Source organism: Komagataeibacter oboediens (genome assembly GCF_003207815.1).
In the GTDB taxonomy this organism is placed as follows: Bacteria; Pseudomonadota; Alphaproteobacteria; order Acetobacterales; family Acetobacteraceae; genus Komagataeibacter; species Komagataeibacter oboediens.
This window is the reverse complement of record NZ_NKTX01000029.1, coordinates 12,783-31,938: the sequence shown is the minus strand read 5'-3', so window position 1 is coordinate 31,938 and position 19,156 is coordinate 12,783. Positions and strand designations below refer to the sequence as shown.

At 61.8% G+C, this 19,156-nt stretch carries 17 protein-coding genes, 1 tRNA gene and 1 pseudogene; 10 read left to right on the top strand and 9 right to left on the bottom strand.

The genetic code is table 11. The features are described from left to right. A pseudogene (locus CFR80_RS11620) lies at positions 1-160 on the bottom strand (IS5/IS1182 family transposase); the annotation flags it as partial. Between CFR80_RS11620 and CFR80_RS20105 the strand changes: the two are divergent. From CFR80_RS20105 to CFR80_RS11580, 8 genes are all read left to right on the top strand, one after another. Then, on the top strand, positions 125-793 hold the full coding sequence (locus tag CFR80_RS20105; RefSeq protein ID WP_110507395.1) for a phosphatase PAP2 family protein: 669 nt from the start codon (positions 125-127) through the stop codon (positions 791-793). The pseudogene CFR80_RS11620 and the gene CFR80_RS20105 sit on opposite strands and share 36 nt — an antisense overlap. A 44-nt stretch (positions 794-837) precedes the next feature. Further along, the gene (hisG, locus tag CFR80_RS11610; RefSeq protein WP_010515957.1) at positions 838-1,635 is read left to right on the top strand and encodes an ATP phosphoribosyltransferase; all 798 of its coding nucleotides are present in this window, start codon (positions 838-840) and stop codon (positions 1,633-1,635) included. After that, complete coding sequence (gene hisD / locus CFR80_RS11605) at positions 1,632-2,945, top strand: histidinol dehydrogenase (protein ID WP_110507394.1); 1,314 nt, start codon at positions 1,632-1,634, stop codon at positions 2,943-2,945. Before hisG ends, hisD begins: the two co-directional genes overlap by 4 nt. Before the next feature lie 87 nt (positions 2,946-3,032). Then, the gene (gene infA, locus CFR80_RS11600; protein WP_010508114.1) at positions 3,033-3,251 is read left to right on the top strand and encodes a translation initiation factor IF-1; all 219 of its coding nucleotides are present in this window, start codon (positions 3,033-3,035) and stop codon (positions 3,249-3,251) included. A gap of 49 nt (positions 3,252-3,300) precedes the next feature. Then, positions 3,301-3,897, top strand: a complete 597-nt coding sequence (locus CFR80_RS11595; RefSeq protein ID WP_010515959.1) for a Maf family protein — start codon at positions 3,301-3,303, stop codon at positions 3,895-3,897. A 2-nt stretch (positions 3,898-3,899) separates the two neighbouring features. Beyond that, the gene (locus CFR80_RS11590; protein WP_258367781.1) at positions 3,900-5,012 is read left to right on the top strand and encodes a ribonuclease E/G; all 1,113 of its coding nucleotides are present in this window, start codon (positions 3,900-3,902) and stop codon (positions 5,010-5,012) included. Beyond that, a complete protein-coding gene (locus tag CFR80_RS11585) occupies positions 5,005-5,211 on the top strand; it encodes a DNA gyrase inhibitor YacG (RefSeq protein ID WP_010515961.1) in 207 nt (68 codons plus the stop codon). The genes CFR80_RS11590 and CFR80_RS11585 overlap by 8 nt, the downstream gene beginning before the upstream one ends. 61 nt (positions 5,212-5,272) lie before the next feature. Further along, positions 5,273-5,348: transfer RNA gene (locus CFR80_RS11580), tRNA-Phe, on the top strand. A gap of 177 nt (positions 5,349-5,525) precedes the next feature. Here the strand turns inward: CFR80_RS11580 and CFR80_RS11575 are convergent. The 6 genes from CFR80_RS11575 to CFR80_RS11545 form a co-directional block, all read right to left on the bottom strand. After that, complete coding sequence (locus CFR80_RS11575; RefSeq protein ID WP_010515962.1) at positions 5,526-6,878, bottom strand: dihydroorotase; 1,353 nt, start codon at positions 6,876-6,878, stop codon at positions 5,526-5,528. A 201-nt stretch (positions 6,879-7,079) separates the two neighbouring features. Beyond that, positions 7,080-9,296 (bottom strand): sensor domain-containing protein, encoded by a 2,217-nt coding sequence (locus tag CFR80_RS11570; protein WP_010515963.1) that lies wholly within the window; start codon positions 9,294-9,296, stop codon positions 7,080-7,082. A gap of 78 nt (positions 9,297-9,374) precedes the next feature. Then, on the bottom strand, positions 9,375-11,633 hold the full coding sequence (locus tag CFR80_RS11565) for an EAL domain-containing protein (protein ID WP_010515964.1): 2,259 nt from the start codon (positions 11,631-11,633) through the stop codon (positions 9,375-9,377). A gap of 40 nt (positions 11,634-11,673) precedes the next feature. Then, the gene (locus tag CFR80_RS11560) at positions 11,674-13,767 is read right to left on the bottom strand and encodes a putative bifunctional diguanylate cyclase/phosphodiesterase (RefSeq protein WP_110507392.1); all 2,094 of its coding nucleotides are present in this window, start codon (positions 13,765-13,767) and stop codon (positions 11,674-11,676) included. Positions 13,768-14,172: 405 nt separating this feature from the next. Beyond that, positions 14,173-14,730, bottom strand: a complete 558-nt coding sequence (locus tag CFR80_RS11550; protein WP_010515967.1) for a cytochrome b — start codon at positions 14,728-14,730, stop codon at positions 14,173-14,175. Positions 14,731-14,792: 62 nt separating this feature from the next. Beyond that, positions 14,793-15,167, bottom strand: a complete 375-nt coding sequence (locus tag CFR80_RS11545) for a hypothetical protein (RefSeq protein ID WP_029329694.1) — start codon at positions 15,165-15,167, stop codon at positions 14,793-14,795. Between the two features lie 247 nt (positions 15,168-15,414). On the opposite strand from CFR80_RS11545, the gene CFR80_RS11540 reads away from it, so the two are divergent. Beyond that, positions 15,415-15,936 carry a hypothetical protein gene (locus CFR80_RS11540; protein WP_110507391.1) on the top strand — a complete coding sequence of 174 codons (522 nt, stop codon included), beginning with the start codon at positions 15,415-15,417 and terminating at the stop codon, positions 15,934-15,936. 50 nt (positions 15,937-15,986) lie between these two features. Here CFR80_RS11540 and CFR80_RS11535 read toward each other — a convergent pair whose 3' ends face one another. Together CFR80_RS11535 and CFR80_RS11530 are read right to left on the bottom strand one after the other, a co-directional pair. Further along, positions 15,987-16,991 (bottom strand): ferritin-like domain-containing protein, encoded by a 1,005-nt coding sequence (locus tag CFR80_RS11535; protein ID WP_010515971.1) that lies wholly within the window; start codon positions 16,989-16,991, stop codon positions 15,987-15,989. 210 nt (positions 16,992-17,201) lie between these two features. Further along, positions 17,202-17,876, bottom strand: a complete 675-nt coding sequence (locus CFR80_RS11530) for an ATP-dependent Clp protease proteolytic subunit (RefSeq protein ID WP_010515973.1) — start codon at positions 17,874-17,876, stop codon at positions 17,202-17,204. 204 nt (positions 17,877-18,080) lie between these two features. Here CFR80_RS11530 and CFR80_RS11525 point away from each other — a divergent pair, with 204 nt between their 5' ends. After that, positions 18,081-19,082: an OmpA family protein gene (locus CFR80_RS11525; protein ID WP_010515974.1), complete on the top strand. Its 1,002-nt coding sequence runs from the start codon at positions 18,081-18,083 to the stop codon at positions 19,080-19,082. The last annotated feature ends 74 nt before the right edge of the window (positions 19,083-19,156 follow it).

Below are 19,156 nucleotides of genomic sequence, written 5' to 3'. Positions count from 1 at the left end.
TGACCACCTCGCGCATATCCGTCGTGCGAGGGCGACCGCCCCGTTTCGCAGGGGGCACAAATGGCACGATCAAAGCCCATTCCCCGTCCATCATATCCGATGGATATCGCAGTCCTTCCCGGCTATGTTCACGTCGGGCAATACCAGTCCATGTCACCATTCACTCCATCTCTTCGTAAAGACGGATGAATCACAACAGGCTGGTATTGTTCAAAAACTTTCGGATCAGGCTCTTACGGTACCAGTATTGCTGGAAGACTTTTCTTGCGCTGCCGGGTTCCGGCTTGATGCGGAGCGCGCACCGCATCTGGCAGCCCTGCTGGAGCGGATGAAGGACTTCATCAAGCCCACTGTCTCGGCTGAGAAGAAATACTGGCACCGGAGCCGGCCTTTTGTGCAAATGCCAGACGCACCACTCTGCCTTGCCCGCCCGCCGGGTGAAAAACCCAGTTTTGCCTATCCATCGGGACATACGACCGATGGATGGGCGACAGCCCTGCTGCTTGCACGGTTGTTGCCGGATCGTGCGGCCAGCATCATGGAACGGGGGCGCATTTTTGGTGAAAGCCGTGTCGTGTGCGGCGTACACTGGGCGACTGACGTATGGGCAGGTTACATGAACGGGGCCACGCTGTTCAGCCTCTTCGCCACGGCACCGGACGTGACCCCGCTATTCGGGGCCGCACAGGCGGATATAACCGCACTGCAAAAAGCACCAGCCGCGCCGGACCCTGCCGCATGCCGTGCCGAGCACGATGCCGCCATGTTCTCGCCACTCACACAGGTACCTTAGATATCTGAGCAAAGAAAACTGCCCTTCCTGCATGATGGCTGAATGTGGTATGCGCGCATGTCACCAAAGGCGTGCCCTGTATCATGGGGGTGCCTGCCTTCATGTCGGAGAATGCATTGACCGTCCTGTCACCGGCCCAGACCGCCGTTCCGGAAACGGATAGCCCGCTGATACTCGCCCTGCCCAAGGGCCGTATCCTCAAGGCCGCGGCGCCGCTTCTGCATAGGGCGGGCATTGTGCCCGGACCGGATTTCAATGACGAGAAAAGCCGCCTGCTGCGCTTTGAAACCAATGACCCCGGCATTGACGTGGTGCGCGTGCGTTCGTTCGACGTCGCGACCTTCGTCGCCTTTGGCGGCGCGCAGATCGGCATCTGCGGTGCGGATGTGCTGATGGAATTCGACTACCCCGAAATCTATGCCCCGCTTGACCTGGGGATCGGGGGATGCCGCATTTCCATTGCCCAGCCCAAGGACCGCAGCGGACTAGAAGACAATCCCAACCGCCTGTCACAGGTGCGGGTGGCGACCAAGTATCCCTCGCTGACGCGCCGCCACTTTGCCGCGCGCGGCATAAACGCCAGCATCGTCCACCTGCATGGCGCAATGGAGCTGGCCCCGGTCCTGGACCTGTCGCACCTGATCGTGGACCTGGTTGATACCGGGTCAACGCTGCGCGCCAACGGGCTGGAGGAAACCCACACCATCGCCCACATCACCAGCCGCCTGATCGTGAACCGCACGGCGCTGAAAACCCAGCCTGAACGCATCACGGCGGTCATCAACCGTTTCCGCGCGGCGCTGGCGTCCAATTCCGCACAAGCCAAGGATTCGCAGGCATGAAGCGCCTTGATACCACCCAGCCCGATTTCAGGTCTGAATTTTCCGCGCTGCTGGCCGACCGCGACAGCGACACCGCCCGCGTGGACGGCCCCGTAACCGAAATCCTGGCCGCCGTTCGGACGCGTGGTGATGACGCGCTATGTGAATTCACCAACCGCTTCGACCGGGCCGACGTAACCCCTGCCACCCTGAAGATCACGCCAGAGGAGGTCGAGGCCGCCTGCCGTCAGGTCTCTGCCGAACTGCTGGACGCGCTGGAAACCGCGGCAACCCGGATCGAGTCGTTCCATCGGGCGCAGATGCCCACCGACATGCGGTATGTCGATGATGCCGGAGTGACGTTGGGCATGCGCTGGACGGCGCTGGACTCGGTGGGGCTGTATGTGCCGGGTGGCAAGGCGGCCTATCCGTCATCGGTGCTGATGAACGCCATTCCCGCCCATGTGGCGGGCGTGGGGCGGATCGCGATGTGCGTGCCCACGCCCGATGGCACGCTCAATCCGCTGGTGCTGACAGCGGCGCGGCGCGCGGGCGTAACCGAAATCTATCGCGTGGGCGGGGCGCAGGCCGTGGGCGCCATGGCCTATGGCACGGCTACCATTGCACCGGTGGACCGTGTAGTGGGACCGGGCAACGCCTATGTGGCCGAAGCGAAGCGGCAGGTCTTCGGCACGGTGGGAATCGACAGCATTGCTGGTCCGTCCGAAGTGGTCGTGGTGGCGGATGGCAACAACGATCCCCGTGCCATCGCACTCGACCTGCTGGCGCAGGCGGAACATGACCCCATGGCCCAGTCCATCCTGATCACGCCCGACGCGCGTATGGCGGCGAAGGTGGAACAGGCGGTCGCAACCGAACTGGAAACCCTGCCGCGCGCCGAAATCGCCCGCACCAGCTGGGACGCGCATGGCGCGATCATCACGGTGCGTGACCTGAATGAGGCCGCAGACCTTGTCAACACCATCGCGCCTGAACATCTGGAACTCATGATCGACGATCCGGCCCCGGTCTTCCGCCGCGTACGGCATGCAGGTGCCATTTTTGTCGGTCGGTACTGCCCCGAGGCCATTGGCGATTACGTGGGCGGCCCGAACCATGTGCTGCCAACCAGCCGCACGGCGCGTTTCTCCTCCGGGCTGTCGGTGTTCGACTTTATCAAGCGCACCACGTTCATTGAGGCACAGCCCGAGTCGCTGCGGAAGATCGGCCCCGCTGCCGTCAGCCTGGCGGAAGCCGAAGGGCTTGACGCACATGCATTGAGCGTGTCCGTCCGGCTGGCCGACCTTGATCGTGCGCATAAGGAAACTTGACCCGGGCGGTGAGTATCCCCACATAAACCAACCGTACTGCGCTGCGGGCCCGCAGCAGGACGGCAACCTTGATGATTGAAGGACACGATGTCTAAAGAAGACATGATCGAATTCAGTGGCACAGTAACCGAACTGCTGCCCAATGCCATGTTCCGCGTGACACTGGATAATGAGCATACCATCCTTGCGCATACCAGCGGCAAGATGCGCAAGAACCGTATCCGCGTGCTGGCAGGTGACCGCGTGAATGTGGAAATGACGCCCTATGACCTGACAAAGGGTCGCATCACCTTCCGCTTCAAGTAAGCCGCCCTTGTCGGTTACCACCGCAGAAGCCGTCTCCACGGGGGCGGATATGGGCGCGCAGCTTGTTCTTGCCTCGGCTTCCCCCCGCAGGCTTGCGCTCCTGCGCCAGATCGGGCTGGTTCCCGATCAGGTGCATCCAGCCAATATCGATGAAACGCCCCGGCGCGATGAACTGCCTCGCCCGTATGCCCAGCGTCTGGCAACGGAAAAGGCCGAACACGTGGCTGGTGGGCTGGATTGTCCGGCACTGGTCATTGCCGCCGATACGGTTGTCGCCCTTGGCCGGCGCATCCTGCCCAAGGCAGAGGACGCTGACACGGCGCGCCGGTGCCTGACCCTGCTGTCAGGACGGCGTCATACCGTCTTTACCGCCGTCGCCATCCGTCCCACCGCCGCGTGGCCAGATGGTCGCGCGGGGAACCGGCTGGTCGCCAGCACGGTGACATTCTCCCGCCTGACCCCGTTGCAGATTGATGCGCTGATCGAGGCAGGCGACTGGAACGGCAAGGCCGGAGGCTACGCCATACAGGGCCATGCGGCGGCGTTTGTCCGGTTCATGTCCGGCAGTTACACCGGCATTGTCGGCCTGCCCCTGTTCGAAACCGCGCAGATGCTGCGTGGGCAGAAGGGGTGCTGGCTCCGGTGAGCATGCGCATCTGCGCCAGCAGCAGTCCCGGGGAAGTCCGCATTGCTGTCACGACGGATGGCATCATGCAGGATTTTGCCCTGTGGCGGCCTGACATTGCTGACGGGGTGGGCGATATCTATCGCGCCCGGGTCAGCGCCCATGTCCCCGCGCTGGGTGGTACGTTCGTCACCCTGCCGGGACTGGAGCAGGCAGGCTTCCTGCCTGATTCGGAAGGGCTGGGCCCCCTGACGCAGGGACAGACCGTCCTTGTCACCATTACGCGCAGTGCGCAGGGGGGCAAGGGGGTCAGGCTGGGCGCACGCAACCTGCCGCCCGATCTGCCCGGCGGGGCGGAACCGCAGCTGCTGCGGCGCGGCCCTTCGCCGCTGGAACGGCTGGCCCGGTATTATCCGCATGCCCCGATCATTATTGATGATGCCGCGATCGCGGCACGGTTGCCCGCAGTGTTTCACCCACGACTGGCACGTGTCAGTTCCGCATTCGATAGTGACCTGCGTGCGCAGGCCGATGCGCTGGAAGATCCCGTCGTGTCCCTGCCCGGTGGCATGTCGGCCAGCATCACCCCCACCCCCGCGCTGGTGGCGATCGACATGGATGGCGGGGCGACCAGCATGGACCGTCGTCCCAAACAGACCGCCCAGTTCGCCTCCAATCGCGACGCGCTGCCGGAGCTGCTGCACCAGTTGAGGCTGCGCAACCTGTCTGGCGCGATCATTGTCGATGTCGCGGGACTTGCCATACGCAAACGCCGGGCGCTGTCGGAAACGGTCGAGGCGCTGCTGAAGAACGATCCGCTGCGTCCGCGCTTCCTGGGCTTTACGGCGCTCGGGCTGGCGGAAATCGTCCGCCCGCGCGTGCATCCCCCGCTGCATGAACTGTTCCAGTCCACCGAAGGACGACTATTACGGGCGCTGCGCGGACAGATGCAGGCGCATCGGGGCATGCCGCCAGATGGTCGTCCCGTCACGATGGGGTGTGGCCATGGTATCATGACGCTGCTGCAGGACCATCCGGACTGGATGGAGGATTTCGTGCGCCTGACGGGCCGCGCGCTCCAGCCAGTCATGGATCAGGACCTGCCCGCCAATGGCTGGAGATTCGATCATGGCTAAACAGCCCGCCCTTCCCCCCTGCCCCATATGCGGGCAGCCCGCACGGGAGCAGTACCGCCCCTTCTGTTCGCGCCGTTGCGCGGATGTGGACCTGAGCCGCTGGTTTTCGGGGCAGTACCGCGTGCCCTCGACAGAGATTCCTTCTGAAGAGGATGAAAAATACACAAGACGGGTTGATCCCGATGATGAGGTAGGTTAAACGCTTGTCCAACGTCACGGCGGTCCCGACTGCCCTGACCCAGCCGGACAGACGGCCCGGTGCCCAAGTAGCTCAGTTGGTAGAGCATGCGACTGAAAATCGCAGTGTCGGTGGTTCGATCCCGCCCTTGGGCACCATTTTATTTCCTGAAAATAAAATGGATTATGTGACCAGATCAATCTGATTGATATGGCATCTGTCGCGTCTGTTCCATGGACACACACTGCAGAACATCGAAAAGCTTTTGGTGACGCTTTTTCGGAACGTTTCAGGAAACGCCGCTTTTTTTCAAAAAAGACGGCGCCCAAAGACTGTTATGCCCTTGTACCAGCGGATTGCGGACGGTCGGTCGCGTCAAACAGCAGGGGTTCGCCCTGTGCGCTGGGGGCAAGCTGGTTTTCCCACATGACCACATTGCCACGAATGATCGTGCCCATGGGGCGACCGATCAGTTCACGGCCCACAAACGGCGACCACCCACATTTGGAAGCCAGCCATTCCTGCTGCACCCTCCAGCGCGCGGCAAGGTCCACCACCGAGAAATCAGCATCGTACCCCACCGCGATCCGCCCCTTGCGTACCAACCCGAACAGACGCTGCGGACCGGCGGACGTCATGTCCACCACCCTACGCAGCGACAGGCGACCATGCGCCACATGGTCCAGCATAAGCGGCAGCAGCGTCTGCACGCCAGGCATGCCCGAAGGTGTTTCGGGATAGCTGCGCTGCTTGGCTTCCAGCGGATGGGGCGCGTGGTCGGAACCGATAATGTCGGGCACCCCCTGCCCCATCCAGTACCACAGGCCATCGCGCCATTTCCGACCACGGATAGGCGGATTCATCTGCGCCAGCGTGCCCAGTTCGGCATAGGCTTCCTCACCCGCCAGTGTCAGGTGCTGGGGCGTGACTTCACAACTGGCGATATCCTTGTGCGCGGACAGGAATTCCAGTTCCGCAGGCGTGGTGACATGCAGCACATGGATGCGCCGCCCCGTACGCCGGGCCAGCCGCACGATGCGCTGCGTGGCGCGCAGGGCCGTTTCCTCATCACGCCAGACAGGGTGGCTGGATGGGTCACCCGCCCTGCGTTCGGACAGGCGTTCATGCAGGCGGGCCTCATCTTCGGCATGGATGGCGACACGCCGGCGGCCTGAACGCAGCACACGCTCCAGCACCGCATCATCGGATACCAGCAGGCTGCCGGTGGACGATCCCATGAAAATCTTGATACCCGCCGTGCCGGGCAGCATTTCCAGTTCACCGCACCGATCCGCATTTTCCGTGGTGGCGCCGACATAAAACGCATGGTCGCACCACATGCGGCCACGCGCGCGTTCCAGTTTGTCCAGCACGGCCTCGGGTCTGTCGGTGGCGGGCCTGGTATTGGGCATTTCGAATACGGCGGTCACGCCACCCATCACGGCGGCCATGCTGCCGGTTGCCAGATCCTCCGCCCCGGTCAGGCCGGGTTCACGGAAATGGACCTGCGTATCGATCACCCCGGGCAGGATGGTCAGACCGGTACAGTCAATGACGCGACCGGCATCCCCTGTCCCGCCAATCCGGGCGATACGCCCCTCGCGCACATATACATCAGTCACGACGGTTGCATCAGGCAGGACAACGCTGCCATTTTTCAGACAAAGATCAAAAACGGGTAAGGTCATGGAACTATCCTGTGGCCATTGCCCGCAAACCGGCAGCGCGGGCGAAGAAAACCGTGCCGGGCCATGCCTGTGCCCATCACGTCCTGGTCCGATGTATGACACGCGTCCGGTGGCATGCAAACCACCCCGGATGGCCCCCATAATGAAACACCCCGGCCCTTGCGGGTCGGGGTGTCGGGTGTCGGTCCATATGGGGGCGGGTTATGCACCGATGGCGGTGCGTTCTTCCAGCGCCTTCTGCAGCACGGCCTGCAGGCGGTCTTCCCTGATCCATTCCTCCAGCTTCTGTGGCGTCATGGGGCGGGCGAACAGGTATCCCTGCACCACGTCACAGCCAAGCTGGCACAGAAGGTCAAGCTGCCGCACGGTTTCAACACCTTCGGTCACGACCGTCATGCCCAGCCGGCCGCCAATCCCGATTACCGCCGTGGTCACGGCCTGCGCATTGGCGTCGTGTTCGAGGTTCATGATGAAGCTGCGGTCGATCTTGATTTCCGTCAGCGGCAGGCGCGTCAGCCGCGACAGTGACGAATACCCCGTGCCGAAATCATCCATCGACAATGCCACGCCAAGGTTACGGATGGCCTGCAGGACCATGTTCGTATCCTCGTTTTCCGTCATCATGACGCTTTCGGTAATTTCAACCGTCAGACGATGCGGCTCCAGCTTGCTGTCACTAAGCAGGCGGGCAATGAAACCGGGCAGGTTGCGATTACGGAAATGCCCCGCCGACAGGTTGACCGCAACCGTCGGCACGTAAATGCCATGGGCATCCCATTCCAGGATCTGCTGCACCGCGCGTTCCAGCGACCATGTGCCAATGGCCTCGATCTGTCCGGTTTCCTCGGCCACGGCAATGAAACGCGAGGGATAGATGTTGCCCAGTGTCGGATGGTTCCATCGCGACAGCGCCTCCACGCCATACAGCGTATTGTTGCGGACATCGATCTGCGGCTGGTAATGCAGGTTGAGCAGCCCCTGCGCCAGCGATTCACGCAGCGCGGAACCCAGCAGCAGCCGGTCCTGCGCCGCCTTGTTATCTTCCGAACGCGCAAGGTGCGTCATGCCCAGGCCCGAACGCTTGGCCTGACGCATCGCCTGTTCGGCATAGCTGAGCAGGGATTCGCCATCCGGCCCGTTTTCGGGGAACAGGCTTATGCCAATCCCCAGGGTCGGCACGATCATGTTGCCGCCGATCTCGATCGGCTGCTTTACGCATTCATGCAGCCGGTCAGCAAATTTCAGCGCATCTTCCTTGCGCGTATTCGGAACGATGATCAGGAATTCGTTCGATCCGGACCGGCTGAGGATATAATTGCTGCGCGAAATGCCCTTCAGCCGTTCGGAAACGGATTTCAGGAACCCGTCACCGTTGATATGACCCAGCGCGTCATTGATATCGCGGAAGCGGTCGATGTCGATCATGTACAGGGCGAAATGATTGTCGCCCGGCTGACCGATCAGGGACCGGATCACCTTATGCACCGCCGTACGGTTCAGGAAACCGGTCAGCGGGTCATAATTCGACAGCTGCGAGATATGCTGCCGCGCCTCGTGCTGTTCGATCAGTACGCCACAGAACGGCACGCAGCTGCTGACGATCTGGGCTGGCCATTCGCCCCGGTTGCGTTCGGAGCGCGAATATAGCGCGAAAATACCCGTGATGCGCCCGTTGCGGGTGCTGATGGCCGACGCCCAGCAGTGATGCAGCCCCAGCGAAATGCCCACGGAACGGTAGCTGTCCCACACGATGGTGGTGGCTTCGCCAAGGTCATTGGCAAGGGCCGCTATATCCGCTTCCGTCAGCCGCATTTCCTCCAGCGCCGCGGCAAAACGGCGCGGCATGCCGGGACCGGACAGGATGCGCAGGCGGTTCTGCTCATCCAGCAGGACCAGCACGGCGACGGAGTTGGGGACCAGCACCTCCACCTCGCGGCAGACCATGTCGGCCACGTCCTGGATCTGGATGTCGCTGGACAGGGAACGGAAAACCGTATTCTGCAGTTCCATCACCCGGCTGCGATGGCCCGCACCGGTAATGCCGCGCACCATCATCAGGCGATAGGTGCGCCCGTCGGTCCCGATCCGCGCCGTCGTCAGGCTGACCTCGGCGGAGATATAGTCCCCGTCACGGTTTTCAAACGTGACTTCACCCGCGACCGGCTCCAGCGCAGGCGCCGTCACATCGAACGGCAGCCTGCCATTACCGACTGACGAGGCCAGCAGTTCAGACACCGGTCTGCCCGCCAGCATGCCGGGGTCATAACCCCACAATGCCTCGGCTGCAGGATTGGCGTACAGGATCGTGTTGTGGTCATCGATGATGACCATCCCATCCTTTGCCTGATTCAGCAGTTCAAAGCTGATATCGGGAATCGTCGCGACAGTTGGTAGCGGCTTGGAGTTCTCGGTTTTCATGGTAATCCAAAATTATACATGCCTGTTTCCAGGCAGGCGCACCGGGACGGACGGGCAGCCCACGGGCTGCCCGGGGAACTATTTCGTGGGCTCACCTTCGACAAGGACATGCCTCGCCATATCGGAGACAAGCGACATGGCCGGGCCTTCCGACCACTGCAGCAGGTCTTCGGGCGCCATGGGACGGGCAAACAGGTAGCCCTGCACCACGTCACAGTTCAGCCCCTTGAGCAGCTTGAGCTGCGCCTCCGTCTCGACCCCTTCGGTCACCACGGTCATGTTCAGGCGGTTGCCAATCCCGATCACCGCCGTGGTTACGGCCTGCGCATTTGGGTCGTGTTCAAGGTTCATGATGAAGCTGCGGTCAATCTTGATTTCCGTCAGCGGCAGGCGCGTCAGCCGCGACAGCGACGAATACCCCGTGCCAAAATCATCCATCGACAGCCCCACACCCAGATTCCGGATGGCAGCCAGTCCCGCCATCGTATCCTCGTTCTCGTCCATCATCACACTTTCCGTAATTTCAACGGTCAGGCGTTCGGGCGACAGGGCGCGTTCTTTCAGGATCCGTTCGATCAGCGCGGGCAGGCCACGGTTACGGAAATGCGCAGCCGACAGGTTGACCGAAACGGTAGGGACATACAGGCCCTTGCGTTCCCACTCGATGATCTGGCGCGTCGCTTCCTCCAGCGACCAGGTGCCGATCGTCTCGATCTGCCCGGTGTCCTCCGCTACCGCGATGAAGCGTGAGGGGTAGATGTTGCCCAGTGTGGGGTGCTTCCACCGCGACAGCGCCTCCACGCCATACAGCTTGCCCTCCATGATATCGATCTGCGGCTGGTAATGCAGGTTGAGCATGCCCTTGGCCAGCGATTCACGCAGCGCCGAGCCCAGCAGCAGCCGGTCCTGGGCTGCGCGGTTGTCGGCCGTGCTGGATACGCAGTAGCCGCCCCGCGCTTCCTTCTTGCACCGGCGCATGGCGATTTCGGCATGACCAAGCAGGGATTCGCCATCCGGCCCGTTTTCAGGGAAGATGCTGATGCCGATGCCCAGTGAGACGACAAGCAGATTGCCCGCGATCTCGATGGGTTCCTGCATCGCCTTGATCAGGCTTTCGGCGAAGGCCACGGCCTTTTCCTCGTCACTGTCCGGCATGACGATGACGAATTCATCGCCCCCCGAACGGCTGAGGATATAATTGCTGCGCGACATGCCCTTCAGCCGTTCGGCAATCGCCTTGAGGAAGGCATCGCCATTCTGATGGCCAAGGGTGTCATTGATGTCGCGGAAACGGTCCACGTCGATCATGAAGACCGCGAATTCGTTGTCACCCGGCCGGTCGATCATCGACTTGATGACCGTGTGGATGGCGGTCCGGTTCAGGAAGCCGGTCAGGGAATCATGGTTGGCCAGCTGCGAGATGTGCTGCTGGGCCTCGTAATTCTCGATCACCACGCTGCAGAACGGCACACAGCCGGTCACGATCTTCTGGGGCCAGTCGCTCAGCTTGTACTGGTTGCGCGAATACAGGGCGAAAATGCCCGAGATCCGCCCGTTGCGCGACTTGATCGCCGAAGCCCAGCAGTTATGCAGCCCCAGCGAGATCCCGAGCGAGCGGTAGCTGTCCCACACGATGCTGTTGGCTTCGGACAGGTCATTGCCCAGCGCCGCAAGGTCGCCCTCGGTCAGCACCATGTTTTCAAGGGCCGCGGCATAACGGCGCGGCAGGCCGGGACCGGACAGGATGCTCAGGCGGTTGTTTTCATCCAGCAGGATGATGGCGGACACCGTGTTGGGGACAAAGCTTTCCACTTCACGGCAGACGAGGTCGGCCACGTCCTCCACCTGCATGTCATTGGAAATGGCCTGGAACACCGTATTCTGCAGGTCCAGCAGCTTGCGGCGGTGGCTTTCCTCGGTCACGCCCTTCATGAAGGCCATGTAATAGCGCTTCTTTTCCGGCCCCAGCAGCGCGGTCGAAATCGACATCTCACCGGAAATGTAGTCACCCGCCTTATTTTCGAACGTGACCTCGCGCGAGGTGCCGACAATGCGGTTCACGCCGGTCTTGCGGTTCTTGTAGATGTAGCTGTCATGGTCGGCGCGATAGACCGACGGCACAAGACAGCTGACGTTGCGGCCAATCACCTCGTCCTCGGTAAAGCCCCACAGCTTCTCCGCCGCCGGGTTGAAGAACACAACCTCGTTACGCTCGTTGATGATCACCACACCATCGGTGGCCTGTTCCAGAAGCTGGAGACTGACATCGGCTGTCATGTCCAGCTTGGTGGTTGGTTTTATATCATCTGTCACGGGAGGGGCTGCGTGGGGGTTCATTACTTTCTCGCACTGTTTCATGGGACGGGTCCCGCAGGCATCAGGCTGCGGGATAGAATACGGGGGCGCAGGCGGCCCGGATGGGTGTCGCGGCAAAGGTCGATGGCATGGCCCGGACAGCGGCCGCAGGCGCGGTCGCGGCCCCCGGTGTCTGCGCGGGACGGCCGATCAGATAGCCCTGGCCTTCGTCGCAGCCTTCGGATGAGAGCAGCGCAAGCTGTGCCGGCGTTTCGATACCCTGCGCCAGAACCGAGACGCGCAGCGCGTGTCCCACCAGCATGACGGAGCGCACCAGTTCGGCCGTGGCCGGATCCGTGCCCACCTGCTGCATCAGGGTCCGGTCGATCTTGATCTTGTCGAAGGGGAATTCGCGCAGCATCGACAGCACCGATTTCTGTCCCCCGAACTCGTCAAGCGCAAGCCGTACCCCCAGCGCATGCACCTTGCGGGCCATGGCCAGTGCGCGCGGGCGGTCACGCTGGATCGTGGCCTCGGTCACTTCAATCACCAGACGGCTGGCGGGCAGGCCACTGCGCTCCAGCGCGGCACTGACCGTATCGGCAAAGCGCGGCAGCAGGAACTGGGAGGCCGACATGTTGACCGCGACCCGGATGCCCTCGTCCCAATCGGCCGCAGCCTTGCATGCCTGATCCAGGACCCATTCACCCAGTTCGATGATCAGACCGTTTTCATACGCAAGATCCAGGATTTCCGTAGGCGATATGTTGCCACGCACCGGATGCTCCCACCGCAGCAGGGCCTCATACCCGGACACTTCACCCGTCGCGACCACCGTCTGCACCTGATAGAACAGCGAAAGCTGCCCGTTCTCCATGGCGTTGCGCAGGTCATCACCCAGCTCACGGCGTTCGCGCACGTTCTGGTCCAGCGAACTTTCATAATACCAGATCGTATGGTGCAGGTCGGTCTTGGCGCGATACATGGCCAGATCGGCGCGCGAAATCAGGGTTTCGCTGTCCGTCGCGTCAATCGGATAGACCGCGACGCCAATGCTGCCGCCACTGGTGACCATGTAATCGTCAATGGGAATGGGCTGGTTCAGCGCCTGCTGGATACGTTTGACGAAACCCTGCAGTTCCTCCCTGTCCGACGTACGGTGAATGGCGATGAATTCATCCCCACCCAGACGGGCCACGAACTCACCCTCCCCCAGAAGGGCGCTGAAACGTTCGGCCAGCGTGGTCAGCACGATATCGCCTGCGGCATGACCGCGCGTATCGTTGATTTCCTTGAATTTGTTCAGATCAATGCCAATAACGGCAAACTGCTCGCCCGTCTGGTCCGCCGTTGCGACTTCCTGATCCAGACGTTCATTGAAGCTTATGCGGTTGGGCAGCCCGGTCAACGCGTCGGACATGGCCATGCGATGCAGTTCATCATACGATTCCTGCCGCACACTGCCGTCAATGACAAAGCAGGCGATGCCCGCGATGATCGTCAGCATGGACCCGCCGATGACGGCGAAACCAATGGCCTGGAACTGTCCGCTGTCATGCGGCATCTGCATATGCGACGGCATGGCGATATGCATGGCGGCCATACCGGTAAAATGCAGCCCGGCGACCGCGCCGACCATGGCCAGCGTCATTTCGACCTCGCGCCGCAGGCTGACCGGGCGCAACGCCAGCCGGAGCGCCACGGCAGACAGGACAATACCAATCAGGACCGACACGATCACCAGCGGCATGTTCCATGTCACCGGCGCATCAATGTGGTACGCCGCCATGCCGATGTAATGCATGCTGGCGATACCAAGGCCGAGGATGATCCCCCCCACCACACAGCCGCCATGCCCATGCAGCCTGACCGCCGCCATGATCGCGAACGGCACGGCCACGAACATGGCCAGCAGCGAAAGCGCGGTCCGCAGCGGGTCAAGATGCACGTCGGCACCGGCATGATAGGCCAGCATGGCAGCGAAATGCGTGCACCAGACAAAGCTGGCACCCGCCATGGCGGCCAGAAAATACCAGCCAAGACGCTGCCTGCCACGGGTTTCCGACACGCGGGCGACCAGTCGCATGGTAATCCATGCGCCCAATACACAAACAATCAACGCGCCAGAAAGCAGAAAGGGATTATAGACCCTCAGTTCATAGATATGATTGCTCATTGGTTCCATTTTTCGACAGCAATACAATTCTGGCTACTGGCAGATTTCGGGTAAAACCTGCCACCGCATGGAAAATACGGGGAACCAGCTTGCATCAACCGCCTACGATAGGGGCATTTAAACAGGCTATCATCTATTTATGTTTATATTTGCTGAGATTAACTGGATATTAGTAAACCTCCACAGGATATGCAACAAAAAATATCCCATGGAAAATTGCATGGCTGCCGATCACAGTCCCAATGCCGAAGACAGTCAGCACTACCTGATTTTTTTGATCGAATACCATTATAAAAAGCCAATAATAGGCTTATATTCCTAAATTATACCTATCCGCTACTATATTTCCGTTTGTTACTGCGCACATTCCGGGAAACAACACCATGCGGCGGTCACATGCCGCCCTTATGGCAGCATGCGCTGGAAAACCCGGTCCCGCCTGACCAGCAGGTGATGAAACCCGGTACCGGCATGGAAACACGCGAGTCCGAACAGTAACCACGCATTCCAGTGATGTAATGACGAAAAAAAGGAATGTGTTCCGCCCAGAAGTTCCGGAAAAGGGGAGTTGATGGGCACCCCGAACGCAATGACAGGCCGCCCCGTACTCCATCGCGCCATGTAACCGAACACGATCTCACCACCCAGCAGCAGATAAAGCAGGCGGTGGACGCTGCGCGCCACCCGGTCCTGAAAGGTCACGACCGGAAAACGGATGGCCCGCCCCCCCGTCATCGCCCATGTCATGCGGGTCACGAACACCGCCGCCAGCAGCACGCCCAGCGACGTATGCGTCACGACCAGAAACGCGCGCAGCGGCGCTGCACGGTCCATCAGGTGCCACGCCAGCTGCCCCACCGCGAACTGTTCCACCACCAGTACGGCAGTGACCCAGTGCAGCCAGCGGGTTTCCCAGCTATACCGCGTGGGCCGGGATGACGGAATGGATGAATAGGCTGCCATCGCGCCCACCTATGGTCCTGATCGCTACATAAGGGATGGGCACGCTGCCGCCGCTGCGCCCGTCAGTCAACACCGGGAAGAATCGAACTGTCCTCCCCGCCGATATGCATATTGGTATAGCCGCCATCGCTCATACCGGGGGCGCCGCTGCCTGACGCGGTGCCGGGCATCATCATGGTGCCGGTCATCTGATCGGATTCCTCGCCATCATTATGGAACTGCGGCACGCCCCCACCCATGCCGGTTTCGGGCGAACTGTAGTCCCCCGCTATGCCGGCGGATGCATCATCCGCTTCTGACCCGCCGGGGGTGTAGCCGCCAGCCGCACTACCTGCCGCCTGCGAATGACCGCGCGCATGTGCTACGCCACCGTGCCCTGCCGCCACCATGATCCCGACCGTCAGGGCCGCTAGCCCCTTCCTGATATAAGCTGACATCCGATCTTCCCTCCCGTTACGCACCACGCGGCGATGCGCATGGCGTCCATCAGTTACATGGGGCCAGCGCCCCGCTGCGCCAATGGTATCGCGCATACGGTAACAGTGGGGTATTCCTGCCACGCATATGACGCGCGTGTGCCATGCAGCCTAAAACACATGAAGGAGCGTATGGTTGTCATGAAACGTGACAGGGCGCACAGTCCGACCTGTCGCGCCACAGACACATGCCTGCTGGAGAATGAGAATGACCACGCTCGCCACCCTTCCCCTGACACAGATGACCGTTGTGCCCGACCTGCTGGATACGCCGGTGGGTACCGTGATGCTTGCCTCGGAAATCTCGCGCGATGACCAGAAAATTGTCATTCGCAGCCGCGTTGTCGCGAACGGAAAGACAACGCCCGGCCTGATCATGATGACAGCGGCCGCCAAGGGCTATTTCGTGCCGGACGAAGCCTGCACCGCCTTCGTGCGCACGGCGCTGGATGTCACGGAAGTCATGCCGCTGCTGCTGACCAGGATCGTTCCCGGCTTCCGCTACAAATACGATGCGGTGGTGCGTGGCGATGTCTGGCAGCTGAAGGATGAGGCCGGCACGCAGTTCGCGGGACTTGCGATCGGCTCCTCCGACGAGGAGGAAAGCAAGGTCTATGCCTATGCCCGGATCGAGGGCGGACGGATTGGCGATATCGTACCCGCCACCCGCGTGGCCTATCTGGGCCAGCTTGATTTTGGCGCGGGTTCCGTCACCGCCACGCTGGGCTGATACAAAAAGTCCCGGCTGCCACTAACGGGCAGCCGGGGCAACCGCCGGGCTTACGCCGCGCCGGGCTGGCTTTCCAGACTGGCGGAATTGGGCGTGCGCGGCAGGAAGAAACGGACGATACGCGCAAGGTTGGGCGCAAGCTTCGGCCGCAGCAGGCGCGGATCATAGCCCGAGAAACGGCGTTCGTTCTCGATCAGGCAGATGTCGATCATGTCGCGCAGCGGCACGTCGACATTGGCGACGTCCTTGGTGCCATTCACGGTGAAGTTGTTGTCCTGCTCGTGCCTGTTGCCTTCGGCATCGAATGTCGTGACCATGCCCAGCCGTTCATACAGCAGGAACAGCCAGACCCCGATTACGCGCAGTTCGAACCACGGGCGCTTCCACATCGGCATGGTGGCGCGGTGCCATGCCAACCAGTTGGCGAACAGCAGGATATGGCGGCATTCTTCCTGCATCACCGGTTCGAACGTATCGATCAGCGCGGGGGGAAAGAAAGCGGATTTCTGCGCGATGGCAAAAAGGCCAAACGCGAAGAAGCTGTCCACGCATTCGGAAAAGCCCGTGACCATATAGGCCCATTCCACATCACGCGGTTCGATGTAGGGCGGTTCGGACGCCAGCGGAATGTCATAGGCCGCCACCATCTTGGACAGGACTTCCTTATGCCGGTTTTCCTCCCACGCATTGCGTGACAGGGCATCCTTCATGTCCGGATCGTCAATCAGACGGGCGTAGGCCGCCATACGCAGGCGGGCCTTGCCTTCAGTCTGCACGGCAATGTCCCAGATGGGCAGCGAGGTCACGCGTTCCAGCGTTTCCTTGTCCAACTTGGGCCATTCAATGACCGAGGGCTTGTAGGGATTGAAGGTGTCGCGGAACATGTCCGCCACGGCCTTCTTGTGCTCCGCCGACCCGGGCGTAAGCGGCCCCGGCACCGGGCTGGACCAGTGGCGGGCATTGAAATCGGCCTTTGCCACGGCATCGGGGGTCGCGGCCCCCGGGTCACGGGCTTCGGGCAGTGTGGTGTAGATGTCGGAAAGTGATTTCGTCATGTCGGCTCGCTGCTCGGAACGGTGTCGCGTGGATACGCCGGCCGATGTGGCATTCATCCCAACAGCTGGCACCCGGATTGCCGGTGTCCATATCACACCAGTTACCAAGTGCAGAACTGTTATCTGAAATTTGCGGGGAATGTCGAAACATCCCCCGCACAACGCGCCGTTAGCATTATGGACCCGTCAGGCGGTCCGCCTTGCCTTAAATCAATGCAGGTCAGAGATTTTGTCGATCACGCGCGTTACCAGCCCGTAATCAATCGCTTCCTGCGCGGACATCCAGTAATTGCGGTCCGTGTCCTTGCACACCTTTTCATAAGGCTGCCCGGTTTCGCGCGCGAACAGACGGTTCAGGCGCTCACGCATCTTGATGATTTCACGCGCCTCGATGTCGATATCGGTCGCGGGCCCGCGCACGCCCCCCATGGGCTGGTGCAGCAGAAAGCGGGTATTGGGCAGGCAGTAGCGCCGCTCCCTGTTGCCCGCGGCGAAAATCAGCGCACCGGCGGATGCGACCCAGCCGGTACCGATCATGTTGATCGGCGCCACCGAATCGACAAAGCGGATCATGTCATGAATGGTGTCGCCACTTTCCACATGCCCACCGGGGGAGTTCACGTACACATCGATCGGCTTGTCCGACGCACCAGCCAGCGCCAGCAGGCGGCCGGTCACATCGCGGGCAATCTTGTCATTGATCGGACCGAACACCAGCACCTTGCGCTGGTCAAACAGGCGGCTTTCCAGTTCCCCGATGGGGGAGGACAGCGTGCGGTTCCGGTCAGGTTCCTCGGTTTCCGGGCCCTGGGGTTCGGGGATATCGGGATCCCTGGGATCTTCATCATCCATGCGGATGCGGTGGTTCGGCTGCATGCCGTTCATCGGGTTCTCCCTATTCTCCGGGACTGGCCTATTCATGTCCTTATCCTGCGCTGCCTTGCGCCCGGTGCCAAGTCCCGACCTGACAATGGGATGGATGGGGCGGTTGGCACCGGCATTGCGTACCCCCTCGCTAAGATCGGCATTGCAGGCTAGTTTGCCCCGGTCGTGTTGTGTGCAGGCCGCAAATGGCCATGGGAGCTAAGATTGGGAAAGCCGGCACTATCGCCAAGTCCCGGAAGATTTTTTTTTCCGTCATCCAGATATGTCGCCCCCGGACGGGCCGCGCTGCTGGCGCTGCTGGCCGCTGGCATGGCCGGCTGTGCGCACCACCAGGACACGGTCGATTCCCTGAGCGACTGGTACCACAGCCATCAGGGTGGCGTGATCAGCCAGCAGCGTCCCCCGCCGCCGGGCGCGCACCTGCCCTATCCCAAGATCGGGCTGGGACCGACCGGTACGCCTGAACTGCCCTCCCCCGAACTGCGCGAGGACATCACCGCCGACCTTGAGGCCCAGCGCGAACTGAACCAGCGACAGGACGCCATCATGGGCACCATGCCCACGGCTGCCGACATCCCGCCCATCCCCACGCATCCGGCCAGCAATGGCGGCGGGCAGTCCGCCTCCCTCGCGGCGGCGGATGATGGCGCGCAGGCAGGGCATGCGAAAGGCGGCAGCCAGCCGAAATCCGAACAGGGCATGGCCCGCCAGCCCGAACCCACGCGCGACAGCAGCGGGCAACTGGTCATGCCCGAAGTCACGCAGACGGTGTCCGACCACCCCGAAGCCATTCCCGCCAACCTGCCGCAGATCGCGGACGGACCGCCCCGGCTTCCCTCGGTCGGGGGGATCACCCTTCCTGACAACGCCGCGCGCGATGGCCTGGAAGCGCCCGCCTATCACCTGGCAACACCGGATGACGGGGATCCGGTCCACTTCCTGCCCGGTTCCGACCAGATCGAGGAGGGCGAGGAAGACGTGGTGAATACGATCGTCCGGGAACGCGGGAACAGCTTCGTGATCGTGAACGGCTACGGCAATGCCGCCACCGCCACGGCGGAAGGGCAGACCGCCGCCCTCAACCTCGCGCTGCTGCGCACGCGCACGCTGAGCAACATGCTGCAGGCCCGTGGCGTCCCCGCCAACCGCATTACGGTGCACGCCCATGCCTTTGGCAATGGTGCAAGAATTGCCATCGTGCGCTAGAGTGCCGCCCATGGCCCCGTAACAGGGGGAACCATGTTACCTTTTTCCCAACCTGGCGCGCCCCTGCGCGCCCG